Annotated in this window: 23 protein-coding genes and 3 pseudogenes; 6 read left to right on the top strand and 20 right to left on the bottom strand. The window is 38.2% G+C overall.

Annotation, left to right across the window (positions count from 1 at the left end; translation table 11 throughout):
• Positions 1-145: 145 nt before the first annotated feature.
• From pyk to dnaE, 7 genes and pseudogenes are all read right to left on the bottom strand, one after another.
• Positions 146-1,900, bottom strand: a complete 1,755-nt coding sequence (pyk, locus tag BkAM31D_RS17140) for a pyruvate kinase (RefSeq protein ID WP_066153430.1) — start codon at positions 1,898-1,900, stop codon at positions 146-148.
• 45 nt (positions 1,901-1,945) lie between these two features.
• Positions 1,946-2,905 (bottom strand): 6-phosphofructokinase, encoded by a 960-nt coding sequence (gene pfkA, locus BkAM31D_RS17145; RefSeq protein ID WP_066153434.1) that lies wholly within the window; start codon positions 2,903-2,905, stop codon positions 1,946-1,948.
• Positions 2,906-3,230: 325 nt separating this feature from the next.
• Positions 3,231-4,213, bottom strand: a pseudogene (gene accA, locus BkAM31D_RS17150) (acetyl-CoA carboxylase carboxyl transferase subunit alpha).
• Between the two features lie 17 nt (positions 4,214-4,230).
• Positions 4,231-5,075 (bottom strand): annotated as a pseudogene (gene accD, locus BkAM31D_RS17155) (acetyl-CoA carboxylase, carboxyltransferase subunit beta).
• Positions 5,076-5,142: 67 nt separating this feature from the next.
• Complete coding sequence (locus BkAM31D_RS17160; RefSeq protein WP_066153443.1) at positions 5,143-5,808, bottom strand: FadR/GntR family transcriptional regulator; 666 nt, start codon at positions 5,806-5,808, stop codon at positions 5,143-5,145.
• A 62-nt stretch (positions 5,809-5,870) separates the two neighbouring features.
• Positions 5,871-7,082 carry an NADP-dependent malic enzyme gene (gene ystJ / locus BkAM31D_RS17165; RefSeq protein WP_066153634.1) on the bottom strand — a complete coding sequence of 404 codons (1,212 nt, stop codon included), beginning with the start codon at positions 7,080-7,082 and terminating at the stop codon, positions 5,871-5,873.
• A 337-nt stretch (positions 7,083-7,419) separates the two neighbouring features.
• Positions 7,420-10,779, bottom strand: coding sequence for a DNA polymerase III subunit alpha (dnaE, locus tag BkAM31D_RS17170; protein WP_066153446.1), 3,360 nt, complete (start codon positions 10,777-10,779; stop codon positions 7,420-7,422).
• A gap of 173 nt (positions 10,780-10,952) precedes the next feature.
• On the opposite strand from dnaE, the gene ytrH reads away from it, so the two are divergent.
• The 3 genes from ytrH to BkAM31D_RS17185 all read left to right on the top strand — a co-directional run bounded on the left by ytrH (position 10,953) and on the right by BkAM31D_RS17185 (position 12,094).
• Complete coding sequence (ytrH, locus tag BkAM31D_RS17175) at positions 10,953-11,291, top strand: sporulation membrane protein YtrH (protein WP_066153449.1); 339 nt, start codon at positions 10,953-10,955, stop codon at positions 11,289-11,291.
• On the top strand, positions 11,288-11,791 hold the full coding sequence (gene ytrI / locus BkAM31D_RS17180) for a sporulation membrane protein YtrI (protein ID WP_066153452.1): 504 nt from the start codon (positions 11,288-11,290) through the stop codon (positions 11,789-11,791). Before ytrH ends, ytrI begins: the two co-directional genes overlap by 4 nt.
• 99 nt (positions 11,792-11,890) lie before the next feature.
• Positions 11,891-12,094 carry a YtzJ family protein gene (locus tag BkAM31D_RS17185; RefSeq protein ID WP_066153455.1) on the top strand — a complete coding sequence of 68 codons (204 nt, stop codon included), beginning with the start codon at positions 11,891-11,893 and terminating at the stop codon, positions 12,092-12,094.
• A gap of 68 nt (positions 12,095-12,162) precedes the next feature.
• Here the strand turns inward: BkAM31D_RS17185 and BkAM31D_RS17190 are convergent, their stop codons facing one another.
• Positions 12,163-13,092, bottom strand: a complete 930-nt coding sequence (locus tag BkAM31D_RS17190; RefSeq protein ID WP_066153460.1) for a DHH family phosphoesterase — start codon at positions 13,090-13,092, stop codon at positions 12,163-12,165.
• Positions 13,093-13,188: 96 nt separating this feature from the next.
• Here BkAM31D_RS17190 and BkAM31D_RS17195 point away from each other — a divergent pair, with 96 nt between their 5' ends.
• The gene (locus tag BkAM31D_RS17195) at positions 13,189-13,473 is read left to right on the top strand and encodes a YtpI family protein (protein WP_066153463.1); all 285 of its coding nucleotides are present in this window, start codon (positions 13,189-13,191) and stop codon (positions 13,471-13,473) included.
• A 189-nt stretch (positions 13,474-13,662) separates the two neighbouring features.
• Here the strand turns inward: BkAM31D_RS17195 and BkAM31D_RS17200 are convergent.
• The 3 genes and pseudogenes from BkAM31D_RS17200 to BkAM31D_RS17210 form a co-directional block, all read right to left on the bottom strand.
• Positions 13,663-14,966 (bottom strand): annotated as a pseudogene (locus BkAM31D_RS17200) (DRTGG domain-containing protein).
• A gap of 97 nt (positions 14,967-15,063) precedes the next feature.
• Entirely contained in the window at positions 15,064-15,303 is a 240-nt protein-coding gene (locus BkAM31D_RS17205; protein ID WP_066153469.1) for a hypothetical protein, read from the bottom strand.
• Positions 15,304-15,463: 160 nt separating this feature from the next.
• Positions 15,464-16,147, bottom strand: a complete 684-nt coding sequence (locus tag BkAM31D_RS17210) for a metal-dependent hydrolase (RefSeq protein ID WP_066153472.1) — start codon at positions 16,145-16,147, stop codon at positions 15,464-15,466.
• A gap of 183 nt (positions 16,148-16,330) precedes the next feature.
• Here BkAM31D_RS17210 and BkAM31D_RS17215 point away from each other — a divergent pair, with 183 nt between their 5' ends.
• Positions 16,331-17,434 (top strand): M24 family metallopeptidase, encoded by a 1,104-nt coding sequence (locus BkAM31D_RS17215; RefSeq protein WP_066153476.1) that lies wholly within the window; start codon positions 16,331-16,333, stop codon positions 17,432-17,434.
• 84 nt (positions 17,435-17,518) lie between these two features.
• Here BkAM31D_RS17215 and BkAM31D_RS17220 read toward each other — a convergent pair whose 3' ends face one another.
• From BkAM31D_RS17220 to BkAM31D_RS17235, 5 genes are all read right to left on the bottom strand, one after another.
• Positions 17,519-17,902: a hypothetical protein gene (locus tag BkAM31D_RS17220; protein ID WP_066153478.1), complete on the bottom strand. Its 384-nt coding sequence runs from the start codon at positions 17,900-17,902 to the stop codon at positions 17,519-17,521.
• A 57-nt stretch (positions 17,903-17,959) separates the two neighbouring features.
• A complete protein-coding gene (locus BkAM31D_RS17225) occupies positions 17,960-18,718 on the bottom strand; it encodes an SDR family oxidoreductase (RefSeq protein WP_066153480.1) in 759 nt (252 codons plus the stop codon).
• Between the two features lie 128 nt (positions 18,719-18,846).
• Entirely contained in the window at positions 18,847-18,999 is a 153-nt protein-coding gene (locus tag BkAM31D_RS23670; RefSeq protein WP_157076793.1) for a hypothetical protein, read from the bottom strand.
• Between the two features lie 76 nt (positions 19,000-19,075).
• Positions 19,076-20,464, bottom strand: a complete 1,389-nt coding sequence (gene argH, locus BkAM31D_RS17230; protein ID WP_066153483.1) for an argininosuccinate lyase — start codon at positions 20,462-20,464, stop codon at positions 19,076-19,078.
• Positions 20,464-21,675, bottom strand: coding sequence for an argininosuccinate synthase (locus BkAM31D_RS17235; protein ID WP_066153486.1), 1,212 nt, complete (start codon positions 21,673-21,675; stop codon positions 20,464-20,466). The genes argH and BkAM31D_RS17235 overlap by 1 nt, the downstream gene beginning before the upstream one ends.
• A gap of 238 nt (positions 21,676-21,913) precedes the next feature.
• On the opposite strand from BkAM31D_RS17235, the gene BkAM31D_RS17240 reads away from it, so the two are divergent.
• A complete protein-coding gene (locus tag BkAM31D_RS17240; RefSeq protein ID WP_066153488.1) occupies positions 21,914-22,213 on the top strand; it encodes a hypothetical protein in 300 nt (99 codons plus the stop codon).
• 246 nt (positions 22,214-22,459) lie between these two features.
• Here the strand turns inward: BkAM31D_RS17240 and BkAM31D_RS17245 are convergent, their stop codons facing one another.
• The 4 genes from BkAM31D_RS17245 to BkAM31D_RS17260 all read right to left on the bottom strand — a co-directional run bounded on the left by BkAM31D_RS17245 (position 22,460) and on the right by BkAM31D_RS17260 (position 26,768).
• Entirely contained in the window at positions 22,460-23,278 is an 819-nt protein-coding gene (locus BkAM31D_RS17245) for an EcsC family protein (protein WP_066153491.1), read from the bottom strand.
• The gene (locus BkAM31D_RS17250) at positions 23,275-24,219 is read right to left on the bottom strand and encodes a 3'-5' exoribonuclease YhaM family protein (protein ID WP_066153494.1); all 945 of its coding nucleotides are present in this window, start codon (positions 24,217-24,219) and stop codon (positions 23,275-23,277) included. The genes BkAM31D_RS17245 and BkAM31D_RS17250 overlap by 4 nt, the downstream gene beginning before the upstream one ends.
• 161 nt (positions 24,220-24,380) lie before the next feature.
• Positions 24,381-25,568 (bottom strand): acetate kinase, encoded by a 1,188-nt coding sequence (locus BkAM31D_RS17255; protein WP_066153497.1) that lies wholly within the window; start codon positions 25,566-25,568, stop codon positions 24,381-24,383.
• 294 nt (positions 25,569-25,862) lie between these two features.
• Complete coding sequence (locus BkAM31D_RS17260) at positions 25,863-26,768, bottom strand: class I SAM-dependent methyltransferase (RefSeq protein WP_306807401.1); 906 nt, start codon at positions 26,766-26,768, stop codon at positions 25,863-25,865.
• Positions 26,769-26,837 lie beyond the last annotated feature (69 nt).

Below are 26,837 nucleotides of genomic sequence, written 5' to 3' on the forward strand. Positions count from 1 at the left end.
ATAATGAAAATAAAAACTCCATTCCGCACATTTAAAAAAGAAGACTCAAAAGAGCACGGATAGCTTTTGAATCTTCCTTTTTTAGTACACAATCGGAAGCCCGCTATGAGTTAAACTCATACCAGGCTTACATAACTCTTATAAATTATAGTACACTTGCGTGGCCTCTGTAAATGTCACCTCGAGCACTGTCAACAGTAATCTCTTCTCCATCTTTAAATAGATCGAGTGCACCTTGAACTCCAACAATAACTGGTGTGCTTAAATTAATTCCAACAACGGCTGCATGAGAAGTTAAACCACCTTCTTCTGTAATTACAGCTGCCGCTTTTTCAAACGCAGGAATCATGTCTTTATCGGTGCTATACGTCACTAGAATAGAACCTTCAGTTGTTTTTTCAAGAGCTTCAGCAGCATCTCTAGCTACAACTACACGACCAGCTGCTGAGCGTCGACCAATTCCTTGACCTTTGGCAATGACTTCACCAATTACATGTACTTTTAAAATATTTGTCGTACCTGTTTCACCGACTGGAACTCCAGCGGTTAGAACAACTAGATCACCTTGTTTAATCGTATTTGCTTCTAATGCAGTTGAAACAGTTGATTCAAACATTTCATCAGTTGAAGTCGCTTTTCTCCCTAATAAAGGATTAACGCCCCAAACAAGGTTTAATTTACGAATGACCTTTTCACAACTTGTAACAGCTACAATTGGTGACTGAGGACGATATTTAGAGACGATTCTCGCAGTATGACCGCTCTCTGTCGCTGTTAAAATAACGGCAGCATTAAGATTTGATGCTGTATGTGCAACTGATTGGCCAATTGCGCTCGTAATAGTAGTCGTTTCTTCTTTTGTTTTCTTACGTAACATTGCACTGTAATTTAATGCTTGCTCTGTACGTCTAGCAATGTTATTCATCGTTTGGACTGATTCAACAGGATAATCCCCTGCAGCCGTTTCTCCAGATAGCATGATAGCATCAGTGCCATCAAAGATTGCGTTAGCAACATCACTTGCTTCTGCTCTTGTTGGTCTTGGGTTACGTTGCATCGAATCAAGCATTTGAGTTGCTGTAATAACAGGCTTGGCAGCTTGATTACACTTTTTGATTAATTGTTTTTGAACCAAAGGAACTTCTTCCGCTGGAATTTCTACTCCCAAGTCGCCACGAGCAACCATCAAGCCATCAGAAACCTCTAAAATTTCGTCGATGTTATCGACACCTTCTTGGTTCTCAATTTTAGGGATAATGTGAATATCTCCACCATTATTGTTATCTAACAGCTCTCGGATCTCAAGCACATCTGCTGCACGACGTACGAAAGAGGCCGCGATAAAGTCAACACCTTGCTCGATTCCAAACTTAATGTCTGCTGCATCTTTTTCCGTTATAGCCGGCAAGTTTACACTTACGTTTGGTACGTTAACACCCTTTTTATTCTTTAGTGTTCCACTGTTTAATACCTTTGTTACAAGTTCTCCTTCTAGAACTTCCGTAACCTCAAGTCCAATTAAACCATCATCTAATAATAAGATAGACCCTGGCGCTACATCCTGAATCAAACCTGGATACGTAATAGAAATCTTCTTGTTGTTTCCTACAACTTCAGTCATTGATACAATTAATTCGTCACCAGCTTTAAGTTCAGCCACGCCACCTTCTAACGTTTGTGTACGAATTTCAGGCCCTTTCGTATCTAATAGAATAGCTACTGTTTGACCTGTTTTTTCAGCTGCTTCTCGAATATTTTTAATTCTAGCACCGTGCTCTTCAAAGTCACCATGTGAGAAGTTTAAACGTGCTACGTTCATCCCAGCTTCAATTAAGGCTGTTAACTTTTCTACTGATTCACTTGCTGGTCCAATTGTACATACGATTTTTGTTTTACGCATTGTCTTCCTCCTAATAAAATGGCTCTTGTTTATATTTTGATAAAATTAAATCGATAATTGTTGAGAAAGCTTGTACATGTCAAGATCAATTGAATGCTTTCTTGATAGAGCTTCTTTAATATCATGATAGACAAGTTCGTTCTTCTCAATCCCTACTGTTACTCCTGCTTTTCCATCTAACAATAAGTCCACCGCTTTTGCTCCAAGGCGACTTGCAAGAACGCGGTCGAATCCTGTAGGTGAACCACCACGTTGAATATGTCCTAAAACAGTTACACGTGTTTCAAGATTCATTTCCTCTTCAATACGATCTCCAAATTCAAAACCACTACCAATCCCTTCCGCAACGATAATGATACTGTGCTTCTTTCCACGCTCTTGTCCGCGCTTCAGTCGAGCAATAATGTCTTTCATATCATAATCAGCTTCTGGAATTAAAATAGTCTCTGCACCATCAGCTAGTCCTGACCATAATGCTAAGTCTCCAGCATGACGTCCCATAACTTCAATTACATATGTACGCTCATGAGATGTGGCTGTATCACGAATCTTATCAATCGCATCAATGACAGTGTTTAAAGCCGTATCAAAACCAATCGTGAAGTCTGTACCTGGAATGTCATTATCAATGGTACCCGGCACCCCTATTGTTGGAAAGCCGTGCTCTGTTAATTTAAGAGCCCCTTGGTAAGATCCATCTCCACCAATAACGACAAGCCCTTCAATTCCAAATTTATTTAATTGCTCAATAGCTTTTTGCTGACCTTCCAACGTCTTGAACTCTTCACAACGCGCAGTATAAAGCATTGTTCCTCCACGGTGAATAATATCACCAACAGAACCAAGCTCCATCTTAACAATATCCCCATTAATTAATCCTTGATAACCATAATAAACTCCATACACTTCTAAATCATGATAGATGGCCTTACGAACGACAGCACGAATGGCTGCATTCATTCCAGGTGAATCCCCACCACTAGTCAAAACTCCTATCCTTTTCATGAGACATCCTCCTCAAACTGAATCTTTATAAGAAAAAAATAATAAATAAAAACATCTTAAGCTTATCATGTGTACTTTTAAAATATTCATGTTGGTTTTGCTTAATCCAGTGCAACAAAAGGAGCGAAAAGTTTTTCATTCTCCACTGACACATTTATCTTTTCAAGCAAAATAAAACTGTCATTTCAAACAAACTATAACTCATCCTTTTCAAGTCTTTTCTTTTAAAACCAGTATATCCATTGTTTAAAATACCACTTTCCTTAAATGAATACAATCCAGTTACTACCAACAGAAAAAATGCTCCCCAAGGAACAGGAAGCATTTAGCCTTTATTAACAGGCGTGACATCGTTTACATAAGAAAATTGTCCGATATTTTTGTATTTTTGGTAGCGCTGTTCAATTAGCTCCTCTTCTGTTAATTCAGAAAGTGAAACAATTGACTGTTGTAATACTGAATCGATATATTCTGATTGTTGTGCAACATCACGGTGAGCTCCACCTTTTACTTCATGAACAATCTCATCAATGACTCCTAACTCTTTTAAATCAGGAGCTGTAATTTTCATCGTTTCAGCTGCTCTTTGGGCTTGAGATGCATCCTTCCACAATAAAGCTGCCGCCCCTCAGGTGATATAACGGAATAAGTTGAGTTCTCTAACATATGGATATGGTTGCCTACTCCTAATGCTAAAGCTCCTCCACTACCGCCTTCACCGATTACAATGCAAACAACAGGTACAGTTAAACCAGCCATTTCTAAAAGATTTTTAGCAATAGCCTCACTTTGACCACGTTCTTCTGCAGCTTTTCCAGGGTATGCACCTTTAGTATCGATAAAACAAATAATAGGTCTGGAGAATTTCTCTGCTTGTTTCATTAAACGTAACGCTTTACGATAGCCTTCTGGATGAGGCATACCAAAGTTACGTCGAATGTTTTCTTTTGTATCTTTTCCACGCTGATGCCCGATTACTGTTACAGGACGCCCTTTGTATTTAGCAATTCCACCAACTATCGCTTCATCATCTCCATAATAGCGATCACCATGCATTTCTAGAAAATCAGTAAATAAATGCTCGATATAATCGAGAGTTGTTGGACGCTCATTATGTCTAGCGATTTGAACACGTTCCCATGGTTGAAGGTTGCCATAAATGTCTTTCTCTAGTTGTTGTAAGCGCTTCTCAAGCTTCATAATTTCGTCTGTTAAATCAATTTCTTTTTCCTCAGTAAACGTACGAAGCTCCGAGATTTTCGTTTTCAATTCTAAAATTGGCTTTTCAAACCCTAATTCGCTTGCCATTTCCTACTACACCTCCTCTATGAAGAATGGATATCTAATATTTTCGTTAACGTCTCTTTCATCTCAAGACGTGATAACACCTGGTCTAATTGACCGTGTTTCAATAAAAATTCAGCTGTCTGAAAGTCTTCCGGTAAGTCTTGACGAATGGTTTGTTCAATAATTCGTCGACCAGCAAAACCAATTAGTGCTTTTGGTTCTGCGAAGTTATAATCACCGAGAGAGGCAAAACTAGCTGAAACCCCCCCGTAGTCGGATGGGTCATAATTGAAATGAATAAACCGCCTTGTCGATTCAGCTTTTGAAGAGCGGCACTTGTTTTAGCCATTTGCATCAAACTTAAAACACCTTCTTGCATTCTTGCGCCACCAGAAGCAGAAAATAAAATAAAAGGCAAATGCATTTCAATGGCATATTCTACAGCTCTTGTAATCTTCTCGCCTACTACTGAACCCATACTTCCCATTCGGAATCGTGAATCCATTACAGCGATTACTGCACCAAATCCATTAATTGTCCCTTTTCCTGTTACAATCGCTTCGTTTAAATTGGTCTTTTCTCTATCCGCTTCCAACTTTTCTTCATAAGTAGGAAAGTTAAGCGGATTTTGACTAATCATCTCTTTATCAAATTCTACAAAAGAGTTCGCATCAAATAAGCTCTGAATACGCTCGGGAGCCGTCATTCGAAAATGGTGTCCACACGAGTCACAAACTTGTAAGTTCTTTTGCAATTCCTTTGTATACATTATTGTCCGACAAGAAGGACATTTGGTCATTAACCCTTCAGGAACCTCTTGTTTTGCTCTTTCTGAAGGAATCGTTGCATAGCGCTTCTTCTTTTTCAAAAAATCCTTAAGCATATTCCCACCTCACTCGCTTAAGCTTAATTATTTCAATTTATGGCTAGCATAATAAAAATAGTACAAGCTAAAATCGACTATTCTCTAAATGTAATGTCATAGCTGCAACAGCCTGTGTACGGTCACGCTTTTTCAACGCTTGATAAATTTCTTCATGTTCACTTAAAGAAGCTGACATTCTTCCTGCTCTTTGGAGCGATCGCTCAATCGCAACTTTATTGTATTCTACAAGTGATACCCATAGATTTAATAAGAGCTGGTTCTCGCAAGCTTTTACGATCGTCTTATGAAACAGATAATCTTCCTCAACCGGCAAATCACCATGTGACCATTCTTCTTTCGCTCTTTCTAACAGGTGCTGAAGCTCTTCAATCGATTCATCTGAAACTCGGTCACAAGCTAACTTTAATGCCTCAAGCTCTACTATTCGTCTTGTTTCAGTTAAATCCTTCCTAGCACCTTCATCTTTTAATAAAAATGATAAAAGAATCTCCACTAGCCGATAGCTTCCAAACGGCTTAATAAAGGTTCCCTCTCCACGACGTGTTTCAATTAAATCAAGTAATTCCAAAGCACGTAACGCTTCACGGACAGAAGAGCGACCGACATCTAGACGGTCGCTCAATTCTCTTTCCGAAGGTAATTTATCTCCGCTTGTTAGCTGATCTTCATTAATAATATTGTTAATTTGCTTAATTACTTCAAGATAGACTTTCGGTTGTACTGATGACATCAGCCACCCTCACCTCAGTTACAATAGTTCTAATAACATAACAGCTTAACAAGAATGTGAAATTACTTATCGTCCCCAATAATTGCCAGTTGACGCGTTTTTTCTGCAATCTTTTCTGGATCTACCTTTTTACGAGCAACTCCAGTCTCCATTGCTGTCTTTGCCACTGCAGCAGCTACAGCCGGAGCTACACGAGGATCAAACGGAGCTGGTATAACATAATCAGCCGTCAATTCTTTATCCGTCACCAAATCTGCGATCGCATGTACAGCAGCCACTTTCATTTCTTCGTTAATGTGTGTCGCTCTTACATCTAAAGCTCCACGGAAGATTCCAGGGAACGCCAAAACGTTATTAACTTGGTTTGGAAAATCTGAACGTCCTGTCCCAATGACTTTAGCACCTGCAGCCTTTGCTTCTTCAGGCATAACTTCAGGCACCGGATTAGCCATCGCAAAAATGATTGGATCTGGGTTCATGCTTTCAATCATTTCTTTTGTTAGAGCTCCGGCAACTGATACTCCAATAAAAACATCCGCGCCTTTAATTACGTCAGCTAAGTTACCTTCAAGTTGATCACGATTAGAGAATTTAGCAACTTCTGCCTTCATATCATTCATTCCATAAGTACGACCTTCAAAGATTGCACCTTTTGAATCGCACATAATGGCGTCTCTTACACCCATGCGCTGCATTAATTTAAGAATGGCAATCCCAGCTGAACCGGCTCCATTTGCAACCACTTTAATTTCAGACATCTTTTTGCCCGTTAACTTTAAAGCATTTATTAAACCAGCAAGTGTCACAATGGCTGTACCATGCTGATCATCATGAAACACAGGAATATTTGTTTCTTTCTTCAAACGCTCTTCAATCTCAAAGCAAGCAGGTGCTGCTATATCCTCAAGATTCACACCACCAAAAGTCGGTTCAAGCAGTTTAACAGTCTCAACCATTTGATCTACATCTGTTGTTTTTAAGCAAATTGGAAACGCATCAACACCAGCAAATGATTTAAATAATACAGCCTTACCTTCCATTACAGGTAAAGAAGCCTCGGGACCAATGTTTCCAAGTCCAAGTACGGCTGTACCATTACTAACAACCGCTACCATATTGCCTTTCATTGTATATTCATAGACTGTTTCAATGTCTTCAAAAATTTCTTTACAAGGCTCTGCTACTCCAGGAGAATACGCTAGACTTAAATCCTTTGCATTACGAACAGCGACCTTTGCTTTAGACTCAAGTTTCCCTTGATTAATACGATGCATATGTAAAGCTTCTTCCCTAGTTGTTGCCACAACGACACTCTCCTTTATAGATATCTATAATTGTTCTGCTTCCCACTGGTCTGACCACTTCTAAAACAATCTTTATTATATAGAAAATTCCTTCATAAGCCAAGAGTAAATTAATATAAACTCATTTGGGCAGTGGCTCCGTTCGGCGCGCCGAGTTTGATCCAAAAGGTAAAAACCAACCTTTTGGGCACCGGCTTCTCTCGCTGCACGTTTCTCTGAGAAAACCACTCAGAGAAACTTAAAACCTTGCAGCGGCTCCGCTCGGTGCGCCGAGTTTGATCCAAAAGGTAAAAACCAACCTTTTGGATCAAACTCTTAATATTACATTCTCATCACCTAATAGGTTTTTCATACCTGTTAGAAATGATGGGGTTGGGTTTATCTTGTATTCTTGTGGGAGGTGTTTCGTTTGTTTCGTTCTTTCATAATACAGAATGACTGGGGTTGGTCCAGTATGAGTCATTAAATAATGCTTTACCTTTTCAAGCACATCTAGTTTTTCTTGTTCTGGAACGATACGTAAGTAAAGGGTCTGTCGTTCTTTTTTTCCTGCGAGGCTACTTACTGGACCTGCTTTCTCGACAATAAATTGCGTTTTTTCTTTCGATTGATCAAAGCGTCCTTCAAATAATAGAAGCTCGCCTTCTTCAAAGGTTGATGACACCTGCTTCCACACACGTGGAAATAAGACTAACTCACATTCTCCGGATTCATCAGAGAGCGTACCAAAAGCCATTCCATCGCCCTTTTTTGTCTTTATTTTCTTAACTTGAATGATTAAGCCAGCTATTCTTGAAGAACTGGTTGTAGTCAGTGCGTTTTGAATGGTTTTACGCCCTACCTTTTCTAGCTGCGCTTTCCACATCTCTATTGGATGTCCGGATAAATAAAAACCGAGCGCTTCTTTTTCAAAATCCAGCTTTTCTTGAATTTGTAGTGGCTCAACTTCTCTATAACTTGGCGGCTGTATGTCTAACGTAAATAAGCCTTCTGTTTCATCTTGAAAGGAATTGACTTCTTGCGCAAAACCGATTGCTTCTTCTACTGCATAAAGCATTGTCGCACGATCTACCCCGAATTCATCCATTGCTCCAGCCTTTATTAAGTTCTCGATCGCCTTTTTGTTAACCACTTTTGAATTGATTCGTACAACAAAACGAAACAAATCATTAAAAGCCTCTTTTTTATTTTCTTCAACAATCAAACGTGCTGCTGGTAAACCAACATGTGAGATTGGTAATAGACCAAAACGAATAGAATTCTCTTCAATGGCAAAAAGAATATCACTTTTTGATACCGATGGACCTAATACCTCATATCCAGCATCCTTACATTCCTGCAAATGATGAGCAAGCTTATCATGTTGATTCCAAACGGAAGATAACAAAGCAGTATAAAAAGCAAGTGGATAATTCACTTTTAAGTAAGCCAGATAATAACTGATCATACTGTACGCTACAGCATGACTGCGGTTGAATCCATAATCAGCAAATCTTTCAATTAACTCATATATTTCTTCCGCAATGGAAGTCGAATATCCTTTTTCTTTTGCTCCTTTTATAAAAGCTGCACGTTGTTGGTCTAATTCGTCTTTCTTTTTCTTGCTAATTGCTCGACGAAGCAAGTCTGCTTCCGCTAAAGAAAACCCTGCCATTACAGAAGCTATTTCCATAATTTGTTCTTGGTAAATAAGCACACCATACGTTCGGCTTAAAATCGGCTCTAAATCAGGATGGACAAATGAAACTTGGCGTATACCATGTTTCCCACTTACATAGTCTGGAATGTATTTCATCGGACCAGGACGGTACAGTGCGTTCACAGCTACAATATCTTCAAATTCTGTTGGTCTTAGTTGCTTAAGAGCTTGTCGCATCCCAGCTGATTCAAGTTGAAATACACCTGTTGTCTCTCCTTTAGCCAATAATTGAAAGGTCTTTTCATCATCAAAAGGAATCGTTGTGACATCCAGTTTCTTAGCTGTTTGTTTTTCAATTAGAGTCGTGATTGTTTCAAGAAGTGTTAAGTTACGTAACCCAAGAAAGTCAAATTTCAATAGGCCTAGTTTTTCAACAATGTCCATAGTTGCTTGAGTTAATGAAATTTGTGCATGTCCTGCTTGCAATGCCATAACTTGCGTTAATGGATCTCTGCTTATAACTACTCCTGCCGCATGGGTGGAGGCATGCCGGGGCAACCCTTCCAATTCCTTTGCAATTTGCCATAAATGTTTAAGTTCCTCAGATTGATCGATCATTTCTTTTAGAGCATCATTTTCATAGATTGCTCTCGTTAAGGACATACCAGGAGAAGCAGGTATTTGTTTGACTAATTGTTCAATAACGTAACTGTCTGTCCCAAGAACTTTCCCAACATCTCGAATGACAGCTCTTGCTGCAAGAGTGCCGAAAGTGATAATTTGTGCAACATTGCCCTTTCCATACTTATTTTGTACATAAGCAATAACTTCATCTCGGCGGTGGTCAGGGAAATCAATATCAATATCAGGCATTGAAATTCGTTCATGGTTGAGAAAACGTTCAAATAATAAATCATATTGAATCGGATCAACATTTGTAATCTGTAAGACATAGGCAACGAGAGATCCTGCAGCCGACCCTCTCCCGGGACCCGTTAATATATTTTGTTCTCTTGCATAGGTCATAAAATCCCATACAATCAAAAAATAATCACTGAAGCCCATACGTTCTATAACAGCCAATTCTTTATCTAATCTTGCCCTTAATGGATCTGTTATGGATTTATAGCGTAACTTTAAACCTTTTAAACAGAGTTCTCGCAAAAATTCATTAGAACTCTTTCCTTGATTATTCGGATAAACCGGAAGTTTTGGTTTATCCAATTCAAGGTGAACAGAACATAAGTTAGCAAGGGTTTGTGTCATACTCAAAGCTTCTTTTTGACCGTTAAATAATTGTTCCATTTCCGTTGGACTCAGCATATAAAAAGACTTTTCTTTTCCAGTGAGCAATCTTTCCTCTGCTTTTACTCCGTCACGAATGGCTCGAATAACCGCAAAAGCCTTTTGGTCTTCTGGTTTTAGAAAGAAACATGGTTGTGATGCTATTGTCTTCATGCCTGTTTGTTCTGAGAATTTCTTAACCGCTTGTCCCTTCCAAGAATCGCCGTCTGTATCTGGCTGTACTTCAAGAAACCAATCGTCCATTTTTGTTTGCCCACGCCATAATTCCAACCAATCGAACGCTTTTGTAAATTCACCTTCTGCTAAATATCCATCTATTGGACCCTGTTCGACAGGAATAATAATAAGTATATCTTCAAAAAAGCGAATAGCTTCATGACTTGTCAAAAACAATTGCTTTTCCTGTTTATGACCAAGAACAGTAGCCAACTTTAATAGATTTTTAAAACCGTTTTGATTTTTAGCATACAGTCGCAAAGAAGCTAATTCGCTTATTCCTAGGTTTCGATTTCGTTCAATCGTTATTTCAAGTCCAAATATCGGCTTAATCTTATTTTTTTGACAAGCCTCGTAAAACGGAACAGCTCCATACATAACATGCCTATCACATAAAGCGAGAGCGTTGTAACCGAGCTCTTTCGCTCTTGAAACAAGCCTCTCAATTCGATTGGTTGATGATAGAAGACTGTATTCACTGTACACATGATTTAAGACAATCTCCATTTCAACTCTCCTCATCTTTCATCTTTTGTCTCTTTAGTATAGTACATATTAGTGACTAATGAATATGAGAGTGCCTTTTCTCATTTTTTATGTGCATATTTCTCCTAGCCTTGTCCTATATATGTAAGAGACATGTTGCATTTATTTATCTTCCAATAGAAAGGTGGTTTCATATGCTAAGCCGCGAACTATTAGCTACATTAATTGTTGATTTTTTTGTTGCATTCGGTGTAATCATTGGCGGAGCGATCATTGGCGGAATTGGTGCATTTTTAATTGGAAAACCACCATTATCGGTGATTCATGATTTAGCAGGAAGCTTAAAGATATGGGCAATTGTTGCAGCGATTGGTGGAACTTTTGATGCGATTACTAATATTGAACGAGGACTTTTTTATGGGACTCATGATGATATCTTTAAAACTGGTTTTATGATCTTAGCCGCCTTATGTGGTGCTCATTCTGGTACAGTTTTAATCCAATGGCTCGTCGGGGAAACACTATCATCATGAGAATTCCTCCTCTTTATGAACGTCGAACGGTACAACGCTTTTTCGCTGGAATCATACTAGGAATTTTAATTGGCTGGTTCTTTTTTATTTATCAATATGGTCAAGTATATGAAGGATTAATCTTTCGTTTGTCTGAACAAGAGGCTGTCATCGATCAACTTGAAAAGGATATTGAACAATTGCTAAGTGAACAGCGAAAATTAAATGAAGAGAATCAAAAAAAGTTAACGATTCAGGAGATCGAAATTCAATACAGCAATGATCGCAAACTGAGGTTAAATCAACTTACCCTTCTCGATTTAAAACAACAAGCTTTACAAGAATTGCAATACGTAAAGCGAAAAGACATCGAAACCGTTTCTAATATGAAAGATTTAATGATTAGCTCTTTAGAAAACAAAGTATTTTCTGTCGGAGAAAGGCGTTATCAGCTTAAAGTTGAAGAAGTTTACCTCTATACAACATTAACCATACATGTAAAGATTGTTCCCTCAGGTTAAAAACCACAATTTTTCGAACTTTATTCATCAAATATCTATTTTTTTCTAACTTTATTGTATAATAAAGTAAAACCCTCAATAGTTAGGAGGAAACTAATCATGGATGTTACCGGAAAAGAAATGGTGATTAATCGCAAAGAAATGGCTCTAAAAAAAGTCGAAAAGATCAAAAATGGCTTATCGGCTTTTGCTGAATCAGAAGAAGTCATCGAATTCGTTCGGAAAGAGTTAAGAAAAGATGGCGTTGAAGTGCACGAAGATATTACCGAGATTGGCTGTTGGTTTATTCCGGCTAACCAATGAAACTAGGGACTCTTCCTATTTGAGGGAAAGAAGATTTCGTTACACAAAATCTTCTTTCCCTCTTTTAGTTATTTACTTACCGCTACTAACTTTGCTACAACCTCGTCCGCTTCCTCCCATGAATACACGGTTGCCCCCGAAGCCATTGGATGACCTCCGCCATTATGTTCGGCAGCAATCCCATTAATAACAGGACCCTTTGAGCGTAACCTTACTCGTATTTGATCTTGCTCTTCAACAAAAAACACCCATGTTCTTAATCCTTCCACATCTGAAAAGGCATTAACAAGTTGAGACGATTCGTTTGACGTGACAGAAAACTTTTCTAAGTCCTCTCTAGTTAAACGCATCACCCCTACCCCCTCTACAATGGTGAAATTTTGCAAAACATATCCTTGTAAACGCGACATTTTCAAATCTTTCTTATGTAATTTTGTATAGAATTCTGTTTGATTAAAACCTTGTTCTACTAATATAGCTGTCCTTCTATGAGTTCCGGCCGTCGTATTGTTATACAAAAAACGACCTGTATCTCCAACTATGCCAGCATACAGGAGCAATGCAGCGTCTGAACTCAACGTATACCCTTCTTCTTGTCCTTGGATGTAAAACTCTACGATCATTTCACTTGTTGAACTAAATGCTGTATCAACCCAGACAAGATCTCCATAAGGCTCCTCATTCGGATGGTGGTCAATTTTAATTACGTATTTTGCTTGATTGATTCGCTTATCATCTATTCGAGCTGTATTGGCCGTGTCACATACGATAACTAAGGCGTCGTTATACAACTTATCATCAACCTTATCCATCATCCCTAAAAACGCCAGAGATGGCTCGTTCTCCCCTACAGCTAAAATATGTTTATCAGGATAGCGCTCTTTGATCAGCTTCACTAGACCTAATTGAGAACCAAGTGCATCTGGGTCTGGGCGCTCATGCCGATGAACAATAATCGTATCATATTGTCTAATTTGTTCTTGAATTTCTTTTATCATCTTCTCATACTCCTTTTTGTTCACTGATCCTCCACTAGCAAAATCCCTCTAATCGAGATACAATAACGAAAGGGATTAAAAGGAGGATTTATTTGTATGGACAAGTTATTAACAATAATTATTGTTATTTCTGCCGTTTTCTTTATGTATAATAAGTTTAAATCATGGCGTGCGGAAGAATCTTTATTAAAGCGTATCTACCAAACAAAATCATCCTTTGCTCTTGGTTGCTTCTTAACAGCCTTCGCAGCAAATTTAATGATTTTTCCAAGAAGTCAGATTGATTTCGTTGTTGGCATCGTTTTTGCTATTTTGGGTTTAGCTAATATTATTTTCGGTTTTCGGGCTTCCCGCCATTATATCTCACAATTAGATAATTAATCTTAACTTGAGGCAATATCAAAAGGTACACTTCAAACTCTCCATCTAAGTTGCAATGGCTTCACTCGTTACACGCCTGCTATGAGAAATCCACTCCTAGCAGGCTTGAACTACTGGTAACGGCTTCGCTCATTGCAGAGGCAATATCAAAAGGTACACCTTAACCTTTTGATATTGCCACTTTTCATTTTACTCTATTAATTGGGCTACCATTAAGGCTTTGCCGACTATGTTGCCTTCATGGTAGAGTTCGACATCGATCTTCCCATGCTTTCGTCCGATTTCTAATACTTTAGGCAGGATCGTCATAACGCTGTCAATTTGAACAGGTTTAATAAAATAGAGCGTGATATTTTCAACGACTAGATCACCTTTTTTATATTTCCGCATTACTCTACTCCCAACCTCAGTTACCAACGTTGTAATAACCCCATATGAGATCGTTCCAAGTTGATTAGTCATTTGCGGTGTAACTTCACACTCGTATGTCAGTTCGTCACCTGTGACTTCTTGGACACGACTTGTAACAATATCTTCAATCGTTTCTCCGATATGCGGTTGTCGTTGTACCATTTGCAACGCTTTTAGTACATCTTGACGGCTAATGACACCAAGTAACTTTCTCTGGTTATCAATTACAGGAAGCAACTCAATCCCTTCCCAAACCATTACATGCGCAACTGCAGCTACCGATGTACGCTCATTAACCGTGATTGGATTTTTTGTCATTACTTTTTCAATGGGTGTTTGTTTCGTAGCACTTAGTACATCCTTCGCTGCCACCATCCCTTGGATCTTCATGTTAGCATCGATAACTGGATAACGACTATGTCCTGTACGGTCATTTAAATCATGCCACTTTTCAACTGTATTTTGGGTTGTCATATAGAACGTATCTTGTAAAGGTATTAATATATCGTCAACTAATACAATTTCCTTTTTAATTAGTTGGTCATAGATTGCTCGGTTTATCATTGCAGCAACAGTAAACGTATCATAACTTGTTGAGATTATTGGTAGTTGCAGTTCATCTGCTAGAGCAATCACTTCATCACTCGTATTAAATCCCCCTGTAATTAAAACTGCAGCCCCGCCTCAAGCCCAACTTTATGAACTTGGACACGGTTACCAACGATTAATAAGTTTCCTGCTTCTACATAGCGCATCATAGCATCAAGCTTCATTGCTCCGATAACAAAACGGTTTAATGTTTTATATAAACCTTCACGCCCACCTAGAACTTGTCCATCAACAATGTTAACGACCTCTGCATATGTAAGTTTTTCGATGTTTTCCTTTTTCTTCTTTTCTATACGAATTGTCCCTACACGTTCTATCGTACTAACAAGCCCTTGATTCTCCGCTTCCTTGATCGCCCTATAGGCCGTTCCTTCACTCACTGTCAGCGCCTTTGCAATCGAACGAACGGAAATCTTTTCTCCTACTTCTAAATTTGTTATGTATTCTAAAATTTGCTCATGCTTAGTAGCCATGATAGTCACCACACTTTCAAACTGTTTCACCGAATTTTCGAAACTGTACTAATACTTATTATACGTGTGAATGTGGCGACTATCAAGAACTGCATCATTACCCTCTTACTTTTGCTCTTACCTGTCTGTATTTTTTTACCAATACAGCTTCACGTCTCTGCTGATTTTTATGATATAACAGATGTAATCCGTTTCCACTAATGACGAGAACTGCGAGTCCTGTCCACGCCCAAGAAAAGACTTGATCAATCATTGAACCATTAAACGGTAAGTACTCTAGTCCATAAATCAACATCGTCATTGATAAGAGAAAAGAGATAAACAATCTTTGTTTCATAGACATCCCTCCGCAACTAATCCTTATACAGCATATGTAACGAAATAAATAAAAAGAACAAGCCTTGGTTCAAGCAACCTACATTTGTAGGATGAATATAAAAAACCAACCAGTATTCCTAGTTGGTTTTAGTCTTGTAATCTACTTGTCCTTAAACTGATTAAAATTCAATTTCATCCCCTATTGACAAATAAAGACCTTTCTTCCCTGAGAGATTCTCAGTAAACTCTACTGGATCTTGCTCAATGACAGGGAATGTATTGTAATGAATCGGAACAACTTTCTTTGCTTGAAGCCATTCAGCAGCAGTAGATGCATCCTCAGGTCCCATTGTGAAGTTGTCACCAATTGGCAAGAAAGCAAGATCTATTGCATTTCGTTCACCAATTAATTTCATATCGCTAAACAACGCTGTATCTCCGGCATGGAAAATCGTCTTCCCTTCAGCTGAAAATAAGATACCCGCTGGCATACCTGTATAGACGATCTTTTGTTCTTCTTCTACAGTATAGGACGAACCGTGAAATGCTTGTGTTAACTTAACCTTCCCGAAATCAAATTGATGAGCACCGCCAATATGCATTGGATGCGTACGTACACCTTGCCAACTTAAATATGTAGCTAATTCAAATGGTGCGATAACAAGAGCATCGTTTCGTTTCGCTATTGCTACTGTGTCACCTACATGATCATTATGACCATGAGTTAATAGAATTACATCTACTTTTAGTTCCTCTTCCTTTAAATCTGTTTGTCCGTTTCCTGTTAGAAAGGGATCAACAATAATTCGAGTTCCCTCTGTCTCAATTAGAACAACTGAATGTCCATGATAACTAACTTTCATCGTATACACTCCTTTTACAAAATTAACCCTTTACAGTAATTTAAACAACACTTCGAAAAAGTCCTGCTACTATTTTAAAGAAATATGAGTATTATACTGTTCCGGCTCTTTCTCCTCTTCACTTTCTTAATTCTCCATATGATGATACATTAAGAACTAACCTTGCGATTGAAAGGAGTAATTATGTCACAACAACGTATCGAAACGATTCAAAAATGGCTCAAAGACCAAAATGCCGAGTTTGCTTTTATTCAGAGTAAAGCCAATTTATTTTATTTAACTGGATTTCGCTGTGAACCTCACGAACGTTTAATTTCCTTATTTGTATTTCAAGACAAAGAACCTTTTCTTGTTTGTCCAAATATGGAGAAACCACTAATTTCTCAGGCTGGTTGGGCTTATCCCATCATTGGATATAGTGATCACGAAAATCCTTGGGAGCTAATCAATAAGTATCTTTCAACCTATTCATTCGAACAAAATATAGCAGCAATTGAAAAAGAGGCACTCTCTGTGGCTAGACATGAGCAGCTACAAAACCTATTCCCTACTTTCACCTTTGTAAACTGCGAACAAGGGATAATGGAAATGAGATTAATCAAGAATGAAGACGAAATTGCTATCTTACGAGAAGCAGCTAAGCTTGCTGACTTTGGAGTTGAAGTTGGTATAAACGCCGTAAAAAAAGGACGTACAGAAATGGAGATTCTTGCTTTGATCGAGTATGAGTTGAAGAAAAAAGGAATCGCTGAAATGTCGTTCGGGACTTTAGTATTAAGTGGAGAGAATACGGCTAACCCACACGGCCACCCAAATACGAAACAAATCAAAGAAGGTGATTTTGTCTTATTTGATTTAGGGGTTGTGGTAGAAGGATACTGTTCAGACATAACTAGAACTATTATCCTTGGTCAGCCAACCGAACAACAAGAGCAAATTTATTCTACCGTATTAAAAGCCCAGGAAGAAACGTTACATATTTGTAGAGAAGGAACGATCTTAGGTGATTTAGACCGAAAAGCCAGATCGATTATTTCTAACGCTGGTTACGGGGAGTACTTTCCTCACCGGATTGGCCACGGTCTAGGATCTGAAGTTCATGAACTTCCTTCATTAAATGAAACAAATAATGATCGCTTACAAGTAGGGATGACCTTTACGATTGAACCTGGAATCTATTTACCTGGCGTCGGCGGAGTCCGTATTGAAGATGATGTCCTCATTACTAAACAAGGACATGAATGCTTAACAAAGTTTCCAAAGGAGTTGCAAATCATTCATAGTTAAAGGGAAACAACAAGAGGGCGTCTCAAAAGGAAGCAATGTGCTTAGCCATTGCTACTTCTTAAAGTACTTTTGAGACAACCTCCTCTATTTATGATCTTGCCAAACCCATGTAAATAATTTTCCTTCGCCATTCATAAAACGGATATCAATTCGCTCTAGATTAGGGTACTGTGACTCTTTTAATCGTTTTACATAATTGGTAACGTCTTCTTGTTCATCTAATTTTAAAATATCAAGTACTTGTTCCATCTTTTTCTTTGCTTCTTTACCTTTTACCACATGATTGCCGTGTTCAAATTCATACTGACTTGGACTATCAAATTCCCATTGATATTCGATTCCTTTTTCAACTACTGTAATTCGTATCGAAAAAAGACTCATCAATTCTGTACCAGCAGCACTGACTGGTCCTGCAAAAACTCCGAACAATAAAAATGCAACAACTGATAACGAATACCATCTATTCATGTACATCACCTCAGTTTTAACATGTACAGAAAATGGTAATTTATTCATCCTAGTTTCTTATCGATAGCGATTAATGACATCCACCCCACCTGTTACTTCTAATACCGTCCCGGTTACCATATCTGCATTTTCTTCACATAGAAAGAGAATAGCTCTAGCGATATCTTCCCCTGTTCCACTCCTACCTATTGGCGTCTCACTATCATGATTCAATCTTGCTTCTTTGATCGTCGCTTCCTTCATTTCTCCCAAAATATTACCAGGACAAACCATATTAGCCGTTATTCCATATTCGGCTTCCTCTATTGAAACCGTCTTCATCAAAGAAACAAGTCCAACTTTAGCTGCAGCATAAGCAGAACGATAGATCCAACCCGGAGCACTATTTGCCCCTTGAAAGCCATATGTAACAATTCTACCAAATCGCTGTTTACGCATAATGGGAACTATTTTTCTTAACAAGTGATACACTGCGCTTAAATTTCCTTCTATCATGCTATACCATTCGTCTAGTTCATAGTCGACTAACTTCTTCCTCTCAAACACATAAGGACCCGCATTATTTATTAATAAATCGATTCTATTGTAACGGTCCATTGCTTCCTCAACTGCGCAATTAATATCTTCCTTTTTTGTTACATCCGCTTGTACAAAATGCAACTTGTGAGCATACTGTTTCCAGCGATTTCGCAATTGCTTCACTGCTTCCTCATCACTACGAAAGGTGACTGTTACGGAATAACCATTCGCTAATAGAGCTTCTGTTACTTGCACCCCAAGTCCCTTTGTACCTGCTGTAATGAACGCATGCCGCATCAAAACTTCCCCTCACCTTTAACCTCTCTTAGATCATACTATGTTTTAAGGGGAAAAGTAAAAAGGATCGCTTGAATGAAAGAGCAAAAGCTCCCCAAGGTAAAAACCATCCTTGGGGAGCTTTTGCTCTATTTTTTCATTTTGTCATATTGGTGTGCCATTTCGTCTTGGTGGCGTTGTTCGTCATGGGTGCCATGACTGTATGAATCCATCACTTGCTGATGTACAGTCATTTCCCCTTCTACGTCATACGTTGCGTTTGTTAATTTATGTTCCTTCATCTCGTTGTGCCCCCTTCTAAGTATTAACTACCTTAGTTAGTATTGGCACAACTTTGTTTATTATGTGATGAAAGATCTATTTTTGAACTGCTGCATGTAAGCACTGTTCAGCTTTCGTTAATGCGATTTTTACTTGTTCGAACCCTGTACCTCCAGCACTATTTCGACGGGCGACAACAGTTTTTGGTAGTAAGACTTCATAAATGTTTTCTTCAAACAGCTCGCTCGCTTCTTGATAGTCTGAAAAAGGTAGATCTAGTAAGAAAACTCCTTTTTGAATGGCTACAAGGACAAGCTTTCCTACTACTTCATGCGCCTGACGGAAAGGCATTCCTTTTGTCGCTAAATAGTCTGCTAATTCAGTAGCATTTGAAAAGTCTTGGTGTACAGCTTTTTCCATCTTATCTGTGTTAACAGTCATTGTTTCAATCATACCCGCAAAGATGTTCAATGAACCTTTTACCGTCTCGACCGTATCGAACATGCCTTCTTTGTCTTCTTGCATATCTTTATTGTAGGCAAGTGGTAATCCTTTTAACGTCGTTAATAACGAGAATAAGTTCCCATAAACTCGTCCTGTTTTCCCACGAATAAGCTCAGCCATATCTGGGTTTTTCTTTTGTGGCATGATGCTTGAACCTGTTGCAAACGAATCATCCATCTCAATAAATTGAAATTCTTGAGTCGACCAAAGAATCAATTCTTCACACAAACGAGATAAATGCATCATCAAGACAGAAGACGCACTTAAAAATTCCACAATAAAATCACGGTCACTTACCGCATCAAGGCTGTTATGATAAATATCGTCAAAGCCTAAAAGTTCTGCAGCATAAGCACGATCAATTGGAAACGTCGTCCCTGCCAAAGCTCCTGCACCTAATGGTGAAATGTTTAATCGTTTCATACTATCTTCTAGACGGCCATAATCACGCTCCAGCATCCAGAAATAAGCAAGCAAATGATGAGCAAATGAAACTGGTTGAGCGCGCTGAAGATGAGTATATCCAGGAATCAATGTTTCAACATGATTCGTAGCCTGGTTATACAATGCTTCTTGCAGCTTTTTCACAGCAACCATGATTTCTTTTGTATTATTACGTAAATAAAGGTGCATGTCTGTTGCTACTTGGTCATTACGACTACGTCCAGTATGAAGCTTTCCTCCAACTGGCCCAATCTCGTCAATAAGCATTTTTTCAAGGTTCAAATGAATATCTTCTTCTGAAACAGAGAATTCAAGCTCACCTTTTTTTGCCTTTTCACGAAGAATAGTTAAGCCAGCTTTAATTTGCTCGACTTCATCTGCTGGAAGAATACCGCATTTCCCGAGCATAGATACATGCGCAAGGCTTCCTTCGATATCTTCGTCGACAAGAGCTTGGTCAAAGCCGATCGATGCACCGAATGCATCGACCCACTCTTCCGCTGTTTTAGTAAAACGTCCACCCCAGAGCTTAGACACTATTGTGTAACCTCCTTCTTCTCTTTGCTCACCATGCTGTTTACTTTCGTTGATAATCCCCAAAGTGAGATAAAGCCAACTGCTGCACTGTGATCAAATTCATCATCCGTTGAATACGTAGCAAGTTTTTCATTGTATAGAGAGTAAGGCGATTTACGTCCTTCTACAATCGCGTGACCTTTAAATAATTTCACACGTACAACTCCCGTTACTGTCTTTTGCGTTTCCGTTAAAAAGGCTTGAAGTGCTTTTGTAATTGGCGAGAACCATAGACCATCGTAAATAACTTCAGACAGCTTCTTAGAAATCACAGGTTTAAAGTGTGCCACTTCTTTCGTCAATGTGATATCTTCTAATTCCTTATGAGCTTTAATTAAAGTCATCGCTCCTGGACACTCATATACTTCACGAGACTTAATCCCAACAAGACGGTTTTCAACATGATCAATTCTTCCAACTCCATGCTTACCAGCAACTTGGTTTAGCTCTAGAATTAATTGATCAAGTTGATAAGATTTACCGTTTAGAGTAACAGGAACACCTTGCTCAAACCCAATTTCAATAATTTCAGCTTCATCTGGCGTATTCTCAATTGCTGCCGTTAATTCATATGCACCTTCTGGAGGAGTCGCCCATGGATCTTCTAGAATTCCACATTCGTTTGCACGTCCCCATAAGTTTTGGTCAACTGAATAAGGATTATCCAAATCAACTGGAATTGGGATATTATTGGCTTTTGCATATTCAATCTCTTCGTCACGTGACCAACCCCATTCACGAACTGGAGCTAGCACTTTCAAATTAGGATTTAAAGCTTGAATAGATACTTCAAAGCGCACTTGGTCATTTCCCTTACCTGTACAACCATGTGCAACTGCAACCGCTCCTGTTTCTTCAGCAATCTCCACAAGTTTCTTTGAAATTAGTGGACGAGATAATGCTGATACTAGTGGGTATTTTTCTTCATACATAGTATGTGCTTGCAATGTAGGAAGAACAAAGTCCTCAGCAAATTCTTTTTTTGCATCGATTGAGTAAGATTCAATCGCACCTACATCTAATGCTTTCTGTTTAACAAAATCCAAATCTTTTCCTTCGCCAACATCTAAACCTACAGCAATGACATCATAACCTTTATCTGCTAACCATTTAATTGCAACTGATGTATCTAACCCGCCTGAATATGCTAAAACTACTTTCTCTTTACTCATCTCTCATAACCTCCACTGAATATTAATACTCTAAATATTATTTTTATACATAGTTATTCAAAAAAATGAGTGCTTCTTATCTCTGCACCGTTTTGCATAAAACCAAATACAATTCTTATTAATATTCATAACTTTAACAGGGGTGCTTCGTTTTGGCAAGTAGTTTTTTGTGTTTTTTTTATAGTTTTTATTTTCATTTCCTTAAACTTTCGTTATGATCAACATTGAGGTGACTAGTATGAGTGTAGAATATATTTTTGATTCACGTCTGGGACTGTCGATACCAAAAGTAGAAGGTACATGGAGCGACTTAAGCATAGATATTCAACAGCAAGTATTAGCAAAATGGGAGGCGATTAGAGGAACTATCCCCGACCGAATTAAAGAAATAGAAAAAGAAATTGAAATCATTCACGAACAGTTAACAGAAGAGGAAGACTTTGAACGATCCTGTGAACTTAACTTAGAAATGGCTGAACTCGCATCAACAATTAATGAATTATGGATTTGGTTTCGGGTATCGCCTACAGTGACATAGTAAGCTACACACCATTTAGGCGTGCCTGTTTTACATTATTAATAAACGCGCTACAAATAAAAAAAGATTGGCGATATCACCAATCTTGCAAAATCAGATTTTTTATTATCTTAAAAAAATGTGGCAATTGCTTCGAAGGCATCTAAAAAAGGTGAAAACCACCCTTTTTTATTTATCTTAAAAAACATGGCAATCGCTCCGCTGATTGCTTCGAAGGCATCTAAAAAAGGTGAAAACCACCCTTTTTTAGATGCCTTCTTCTATTAATCGTCTTTTTTGGTAGAAGTGTTGGCCTATTTCTATTACTTGTTGGGAGAAGCGGTAATTTAAACCTGCTGAAACGGCCATTCCGACAAGTGGAACACCTTGGATAAGCTTTTTCCTTAGCATCGTAATGACGAAACTTTTTACTAACTGATTCGTTAATTGTTCTAAGCTGCTCTCTTGTAAAATGGCATCATCGCCTTCGTAAAAGATGTGCTCACGCTCTTGTCTTTCGACTTCTTCTAGAAGCTTATCCCATTCTTCTGCTTGATAGGCTTTCGGAAGTGTAGCGACATAGAATAGTTTTAGTAAATTCACCATCTCGATTGGTCGTCTAACATCATACCCGTACACTAAAGCTAAGTGTTGCAAAGAGCGCAATTGAATAATTGCAAGCGCAGGTAAATCTGCGAGCAATAAAAACATTCCTCCCATTCCAGTCAGTCCACCTTGTCCTAATGCTAGCAAACGTTGTTTTGCCATTAATTGCTCAGCAATATAGTCAAGTTGTTCTAAAGGTAATGCTTGTAATTGTTCAATGGTTGTAATACTAGAATCGAACAACCTTGCATGGGCAATGACTCTTTTTTTTGTTTCTTCATGAGAGCGGCTATGTTGCAGCCAAGCCTGTAAATGGATCAAACACGAATCCATCTTTTCTAGCCATTTTTGTTTTTGTTTTTGGCTTAGTTGTTCATAAAGACGTTCATTCCATTTATTATACGTACCACCAAGATCTGTTGCATCATAATGAAAGAAAGTCTCTTCCCATTCTTTTATTTCATTCCAACGTTGACTCATTTAGATCCCTCTTTACCTGTATACATTTTCCTCTTGAACATTGGTGAATAAGTCCATTCATCTTTTGCCCGTTCTTGAATCATTTCAAATGCATGAAGCATCGTATTCATTTGCTTAATGTGTTGGAAAAAGATTGCCTCTGCTGTCTTAGGTGAAACCGTACTTCCGTATCCTTGACTTACTTCACCAAACTGACTTGCGATGCAATGCTTTACACTCATTAATTCTTCATTGTGACTAGGAATTCCTGCTTCCCTTGCTGCATCATGAATGATTTCAAGTCCAAGAACAATGTGTCCCATTAAATGACCAGATGTTGAATAATCTGGTGCAACCGGCTCAGTGAAAAGTTCTGTTTTTCCTAAGTCATGCAAAAGGCATGCTGACATAATGATGTCACGGTTTACTTGCGGATAAAGTGGTAAAAGTTGTAAGGCAGCTCTACTTACATGAACGATATGGTCTAATAATCCTGCATAATACGGGTGATGATAATTTTTAGAGGCTGGGATCGTTGTTAAACGTTCCCGTAACAATTTCTGACTGAATACGTTTTTGATAATAGATCTTAGCGTTTCCGAATGGACTTCCTCCATCATTAAACGCAACTCATGCCAAAGTTCTTCTCGATTGACACCGTCTTTTGAAATTAACTGTGAAACATTAATAGCATCATCATCTGTCGCTAGACGCATTCGATTTATATTTAGTTGAACTTGGCCACGATATGTAATAACTGTTCCTTCGATCTTCACAATTGATTTCCGAATGAACAATCGCTTCTGATCATCAGTAATGTCCCATAAACGAGCTAATATAACATGTAAATTTTTTTCGATTGTAAAATTGGCATACTCACTCCCGTTAGATGCCTGTTTAATTTCTCTTTCTTTAATTAGAAAAAAATCTGTAATCGTATCTCTCTCTTGCCAACTCGCCATGTGCATCCCCCCTATTCGCTTATGTTCAGTCTATGCGACATAGAAAGTTTTCAGTCTAATGATAGCTTTTATAAATAGAAAATGTAAAGTGATGAACTGTTTCCTGTTTCTATATAAGAGAATCCCTCCTATTGTATGATAGGAGGGATCAAATTTTCTACTTATTTCGAAAGTCTTACTGTATCACGAGCAATCATTACTTCTTCATTCGTTGGGATAATGATAACTTTTACCGGTGAATGAGGATAGTTAATGAATGCTTCTTTTCCACGTACTTTATTTAGAGAAGGATCCCAATAAACGCCCATGAACTCAAGGCCTTTAAGTACACGCTCACGAATAACATCACTATTTTCGCCGATTCCAGCCGTGAAGATAATCGCATCAACTCCACTCATACGAGCAGCATACGAACCAATGTATTTATGAATACGAGAAGTGAATACTTCCAAAGCAAGCTCAGCACGTTCGTTTCCACTTTCCGCTTCACTTTCAATATCACGAAGGTCGCTTGAGAATCCTGATACACCTAACAACCCACTACGCTTATTCAATGTGTCTAATACTTCATATGCATCTTGGCCTGTTTTCTCCATAATATATGGAATTAATGCCGGATCAATGTTACCAGAACGAGTTCCCATCGTTACCCCTGCTAATGGCGTAAAGCCCATAGACGTATCGATTGATTTACCACCTTCAATCGCTGCAATACTTGCCCCATTTCCTAAGTGACAAGAAAGGAGACGTAATTGTTCGATTGGACGACCTAATAACTCTGCCGCACGCTCTGAAACATATTTATGAGAAGTACCGTGGAAACCATATTTACGAATACCAAATTTCTCATAATATTCATAAGGTAGACTATATAGGAAAGACGATTCTGGCATTGATTGGTGAAAAGCTGTATCGAACACTGCTACTGCAGGTACATTCGGTAATACTTCTCTAAAGGCTTTAATTCCAACCACGTTTGCAGGATTATGCAAAGGCGCAAGCTCAGATACTTCTTCAATTCCTGATAATACTTCATCGGTAATAAGTACGGAGTCATTAAACTTTTCTCCTCCGTGAACGACACGATGACCAATTCCTTCGATTTCTTCTAAAGATTGAATAATCCCGAGTCCTGTAAGCTTATCAAGTAATGTTTTAACTGCAAACGCATGATCAGGAATGTCCAATGTTTCTTTATTCTTTTCGCCATCTACCTCGATTGTGAAAATGCCATCTCCCAAGCCAATACGCTCAACAAGGCCTTTTGTTACAACCGTCTCTTCTGGCATATTTAATAGTTGAAATTTTAATGATGAACTTCCTGCATTAATTGCAATGATTTTTGCCATTCTTCAAACACAGCTCCTTTTTTCTTCTAGCTCTATACCATTATGTCCTCTTTCATTTAAGCACCAGTAAACAACCATTTCAAGTTTATTCGCCATTTTTCGCCCATATTCATTATTTTCAGAATTGAAAACGGTTCAATTTACAGATGAAATAGCATAAAAAAAGTCTGACTTTTTAACAGTCAAACTCTTTTTATTTTTCTTATAGTATGCCTAGTTCTGTCTCGAACCATTTATTAATTTGCCTAATCATGTCGCTAAGCGATTCTTTTTTTGAAAAGGAAGGTAATTCTGCTAATAGAGCCTGTTTAGGCATGATTGCACCTTCCCCTTCTTCTGAATCATAAAGATACTCTTACCAGCTTGCTCTGTTTTAAACATTGTTTTTGGAAGTTGTAAAAGCCCTAAAATATTCGCTTCTTCTTTTATATACGTGTGAAGTTTCTCAGCTTGATCACTTTGGAATAAAAAGTTAGGAACAATAAAAAACAAGAATCCTCCTGCTTTTGTTTTCTTGATAGCCTGTTCAATCATTAAATGATGAATATATGCATGACCGTCTTCTGCCTTAAGCTGATACTCATGAGCAACCTCATCTTTTGGATAAAATCCGACTGGTACATCTGTAACAACAAGATCAACCTCTGGAAAAGCGATCGGTTCAATACTATCTTGATGGAATAACTGTAACTCGTGCTTTTGTAAATTAGCATTCACATATGCTAACTTCACCAACGTTTCATCAACTTCAAAGCCAATTGCTTGAATAGGAGTTAAGGAATGATTCAACAAAGCCGATATTAGATTTCCTGAGCCAACAGCTAGATCTAACAAGGTCACTTGTTCTTTTTGTTTCCCTACTACTTTATTCACTAAATAACTCATAAACAAACTTACAGCATCTGGAGTCATGGAATGGTGTGGTTGAACAACCCCCTTCATTCCTTTTAAAACAACTAGTTGTAAAGACTTTCTAATTTCTTCTTGGGTAAAGTCCTCTATATTTACCTTATCTAATTCAGAAAGTAAATGATTTTTTTGATCGAGCGTTAAAGGTTGACATACTTCTCCTCTAAATAGGTTTTCACCAGCTTCAGCCAATCCTTCTAAATAAGTAATATTCCAATGCTTTTCTAAATAAAGAGCAGCCTCATCAAAATATGTATATAAAATTTCAGTATTTGTCGAATGTACCGTCACTTCTAACCTCTCCTTTCCTATCTACAATATGTTAGCATAACATTTCATGCTAAGCTCGTTCAATCTGCA

This window comes from Halalkalibacter krulwichiae (assembly GCF_002109385.1).
GTDB classification, from domain to species: domain Bacteria; phylum Bacillota; class Bacilli; order Bacillales; family Bacillaceae_D; genus Halalkalibacter; species Halalkalibacter krulwichiae.

What these genes read in the sequence shown, in the direction of transcription:
- pyk (WP_066153430.1), bottom strand. Translation starts at nt 1,900, where the DNA reads ATGCGTAAAACAAAAATCGTATGTACAATTGGACCAGCAAGTGAATCA.
- pfkA (WP_066153434.1), bottom strand. Translation starts at nt 2,905, where the DNA reads ATGAAAAGGATAGGAGTTTTGACTAGTGGTGGGGATTCACCTGGAATG.
- BkAM31D_RS17160 (WP_066153443.1), bottom strand. Translation starts at nt 5,808, where the DNA reads ATGTCATCAGTACAACCGAAAGTCTATCTTGAAGTAATTAAGCAAATT.
- ystJ (WP_066153634.1), bottom strand. Translation starts at nt 7,082, where the DNA reads ATGCATCGTATTAATCAAGGGAAACTTGAGTCTAAAGCAAAGGTCGCT.
- dnaE (WP_066153446.1), bottom strand. Translation starts at nt 10,779, where the DNA reads ATGGAGATTGTCTTAAATCATGTGTACAGTGAATACAGTCTTCTATCA.
- ytrH (WP_066153449.1), top strand. Translation starts at nt 10,953, where the DNA reads ATGCTAAGCCGCGAACTATTAGCTACATTAATTGTTGATTTTTTTGTT.
- ytrI (WP_066153452.1), top strand. Translation starts at nt 11,288, where the DNA reads ATGAGAATTCCTCCTCTTTATGAACGTCGAACGGTACAACGCTTTTTC.
- BkAM31D_RS17185 (WP_066153455.1), top strand. Translation starts at nt 11,891, where the DNA reads ATGGATGTTACCGGAAAAGAAATGGTGATTAATCGCAAAGAAATGGCT.
- BkAM31D_RS17190 (WP_066153460.1), bottom strand. Translation starts at nt 13,092, where the DNA reads ATGATAAAAGAAATTCAAGAACAAATTAGACAATATGATACGATTATT.
- BkAM31D_RS17195 (WP_066153463.1), top strand. Translation starts at nt 13,189, where the DNA reads ATGGACAAGTTATTAACAATAATTATTGTTATTTCTGCCGTTTTCTTT.
- BkAM31D_RS17205 (WP_066153469.1), bottom strand. Translation starts at nt 15,303, where the DNA reads ATGAAACAAAGATTGTTTATCTCTTTTCTCTTATCAATGACGATGTTG.
- BkAM31D_RS17210 (WP_066153472.1), bottom strand. Translation starts at nt 16,147, where the DNA reads ATGAAAGTTAGTTATCATGGACATTCAGTTGTTCTAATTGAGACAGAG.
- BkAM31D_RS17215 (WP_066153476.1), top strand. Translation starts at nt 16,331, where the DNA reads ATGTCACAACAACGTATCGAAACGATTCAAAAATGGCTCAAAGACCAA.
- BkAM31D_RS17220 (WP_066153478.1), bottom strand. Translation starts at nt 17,902, where the DNA reads ATGAATAGATGGTATTCGTTATCAGTTGTTGCATTTTTATTGTTCGGA.
- BkAM31D_RS17225 (WP_066153480.1), bottom strand. Translation starts at nt 18,718, where the DNA reads ATGCGGCATGCGTTCATTACAGCAGGTACAAAGGGACTTGGGGTGCAA.
- BkAM31D_RS23670 (WP_157076793.1), bottom strand. Translation starts at nt 18,999, where the DNA reads ATGAAGGAACATAAATTAACAAACGCAACGTATGACGTAGAAGGGGAA.
- BkAM31D_RS17235 (WP_066153486.1), bottom strand. Translation starts at nt 21,675, where the DNA reads ATGAGTAAAGAGAAAGTAGTTTTAGCATATTCAGGCGGGTTAGATACA.
- BkAM31D_RS17240 (WP_066153488.1), top strand. Translation starts at nt 21,914, where the DNA reads ATGAGTGTAGAATATATTTTTGATTCACGTCTGGGACTGTCGATACCA.
- BkAM31D_RS17245 (WP_066153491.1), bottom strand. Translation starts at nt 23,278, where the DNA reads ATGAGTCAACGTTGGAATGAAATAAAAGAATGGGAAGAGACTTTCTTT.
- BkAM31D_RS17250 (WP_066153494.1), bottom strand. Translation starts at nt 24,219, where the DNA reads ATGGCGAGTTGGCAAGAGAGAGATACGATTACAGATTTTTTTCTAATT.
- BkAM31D_RS17255 (WP_066153497.1), bottom strand. Translation starts at nt 25,568, where the DNA reads ATGGCAAAAATCATTGCAATTAATGCAGGAAGTTCATCATTAAAATTT.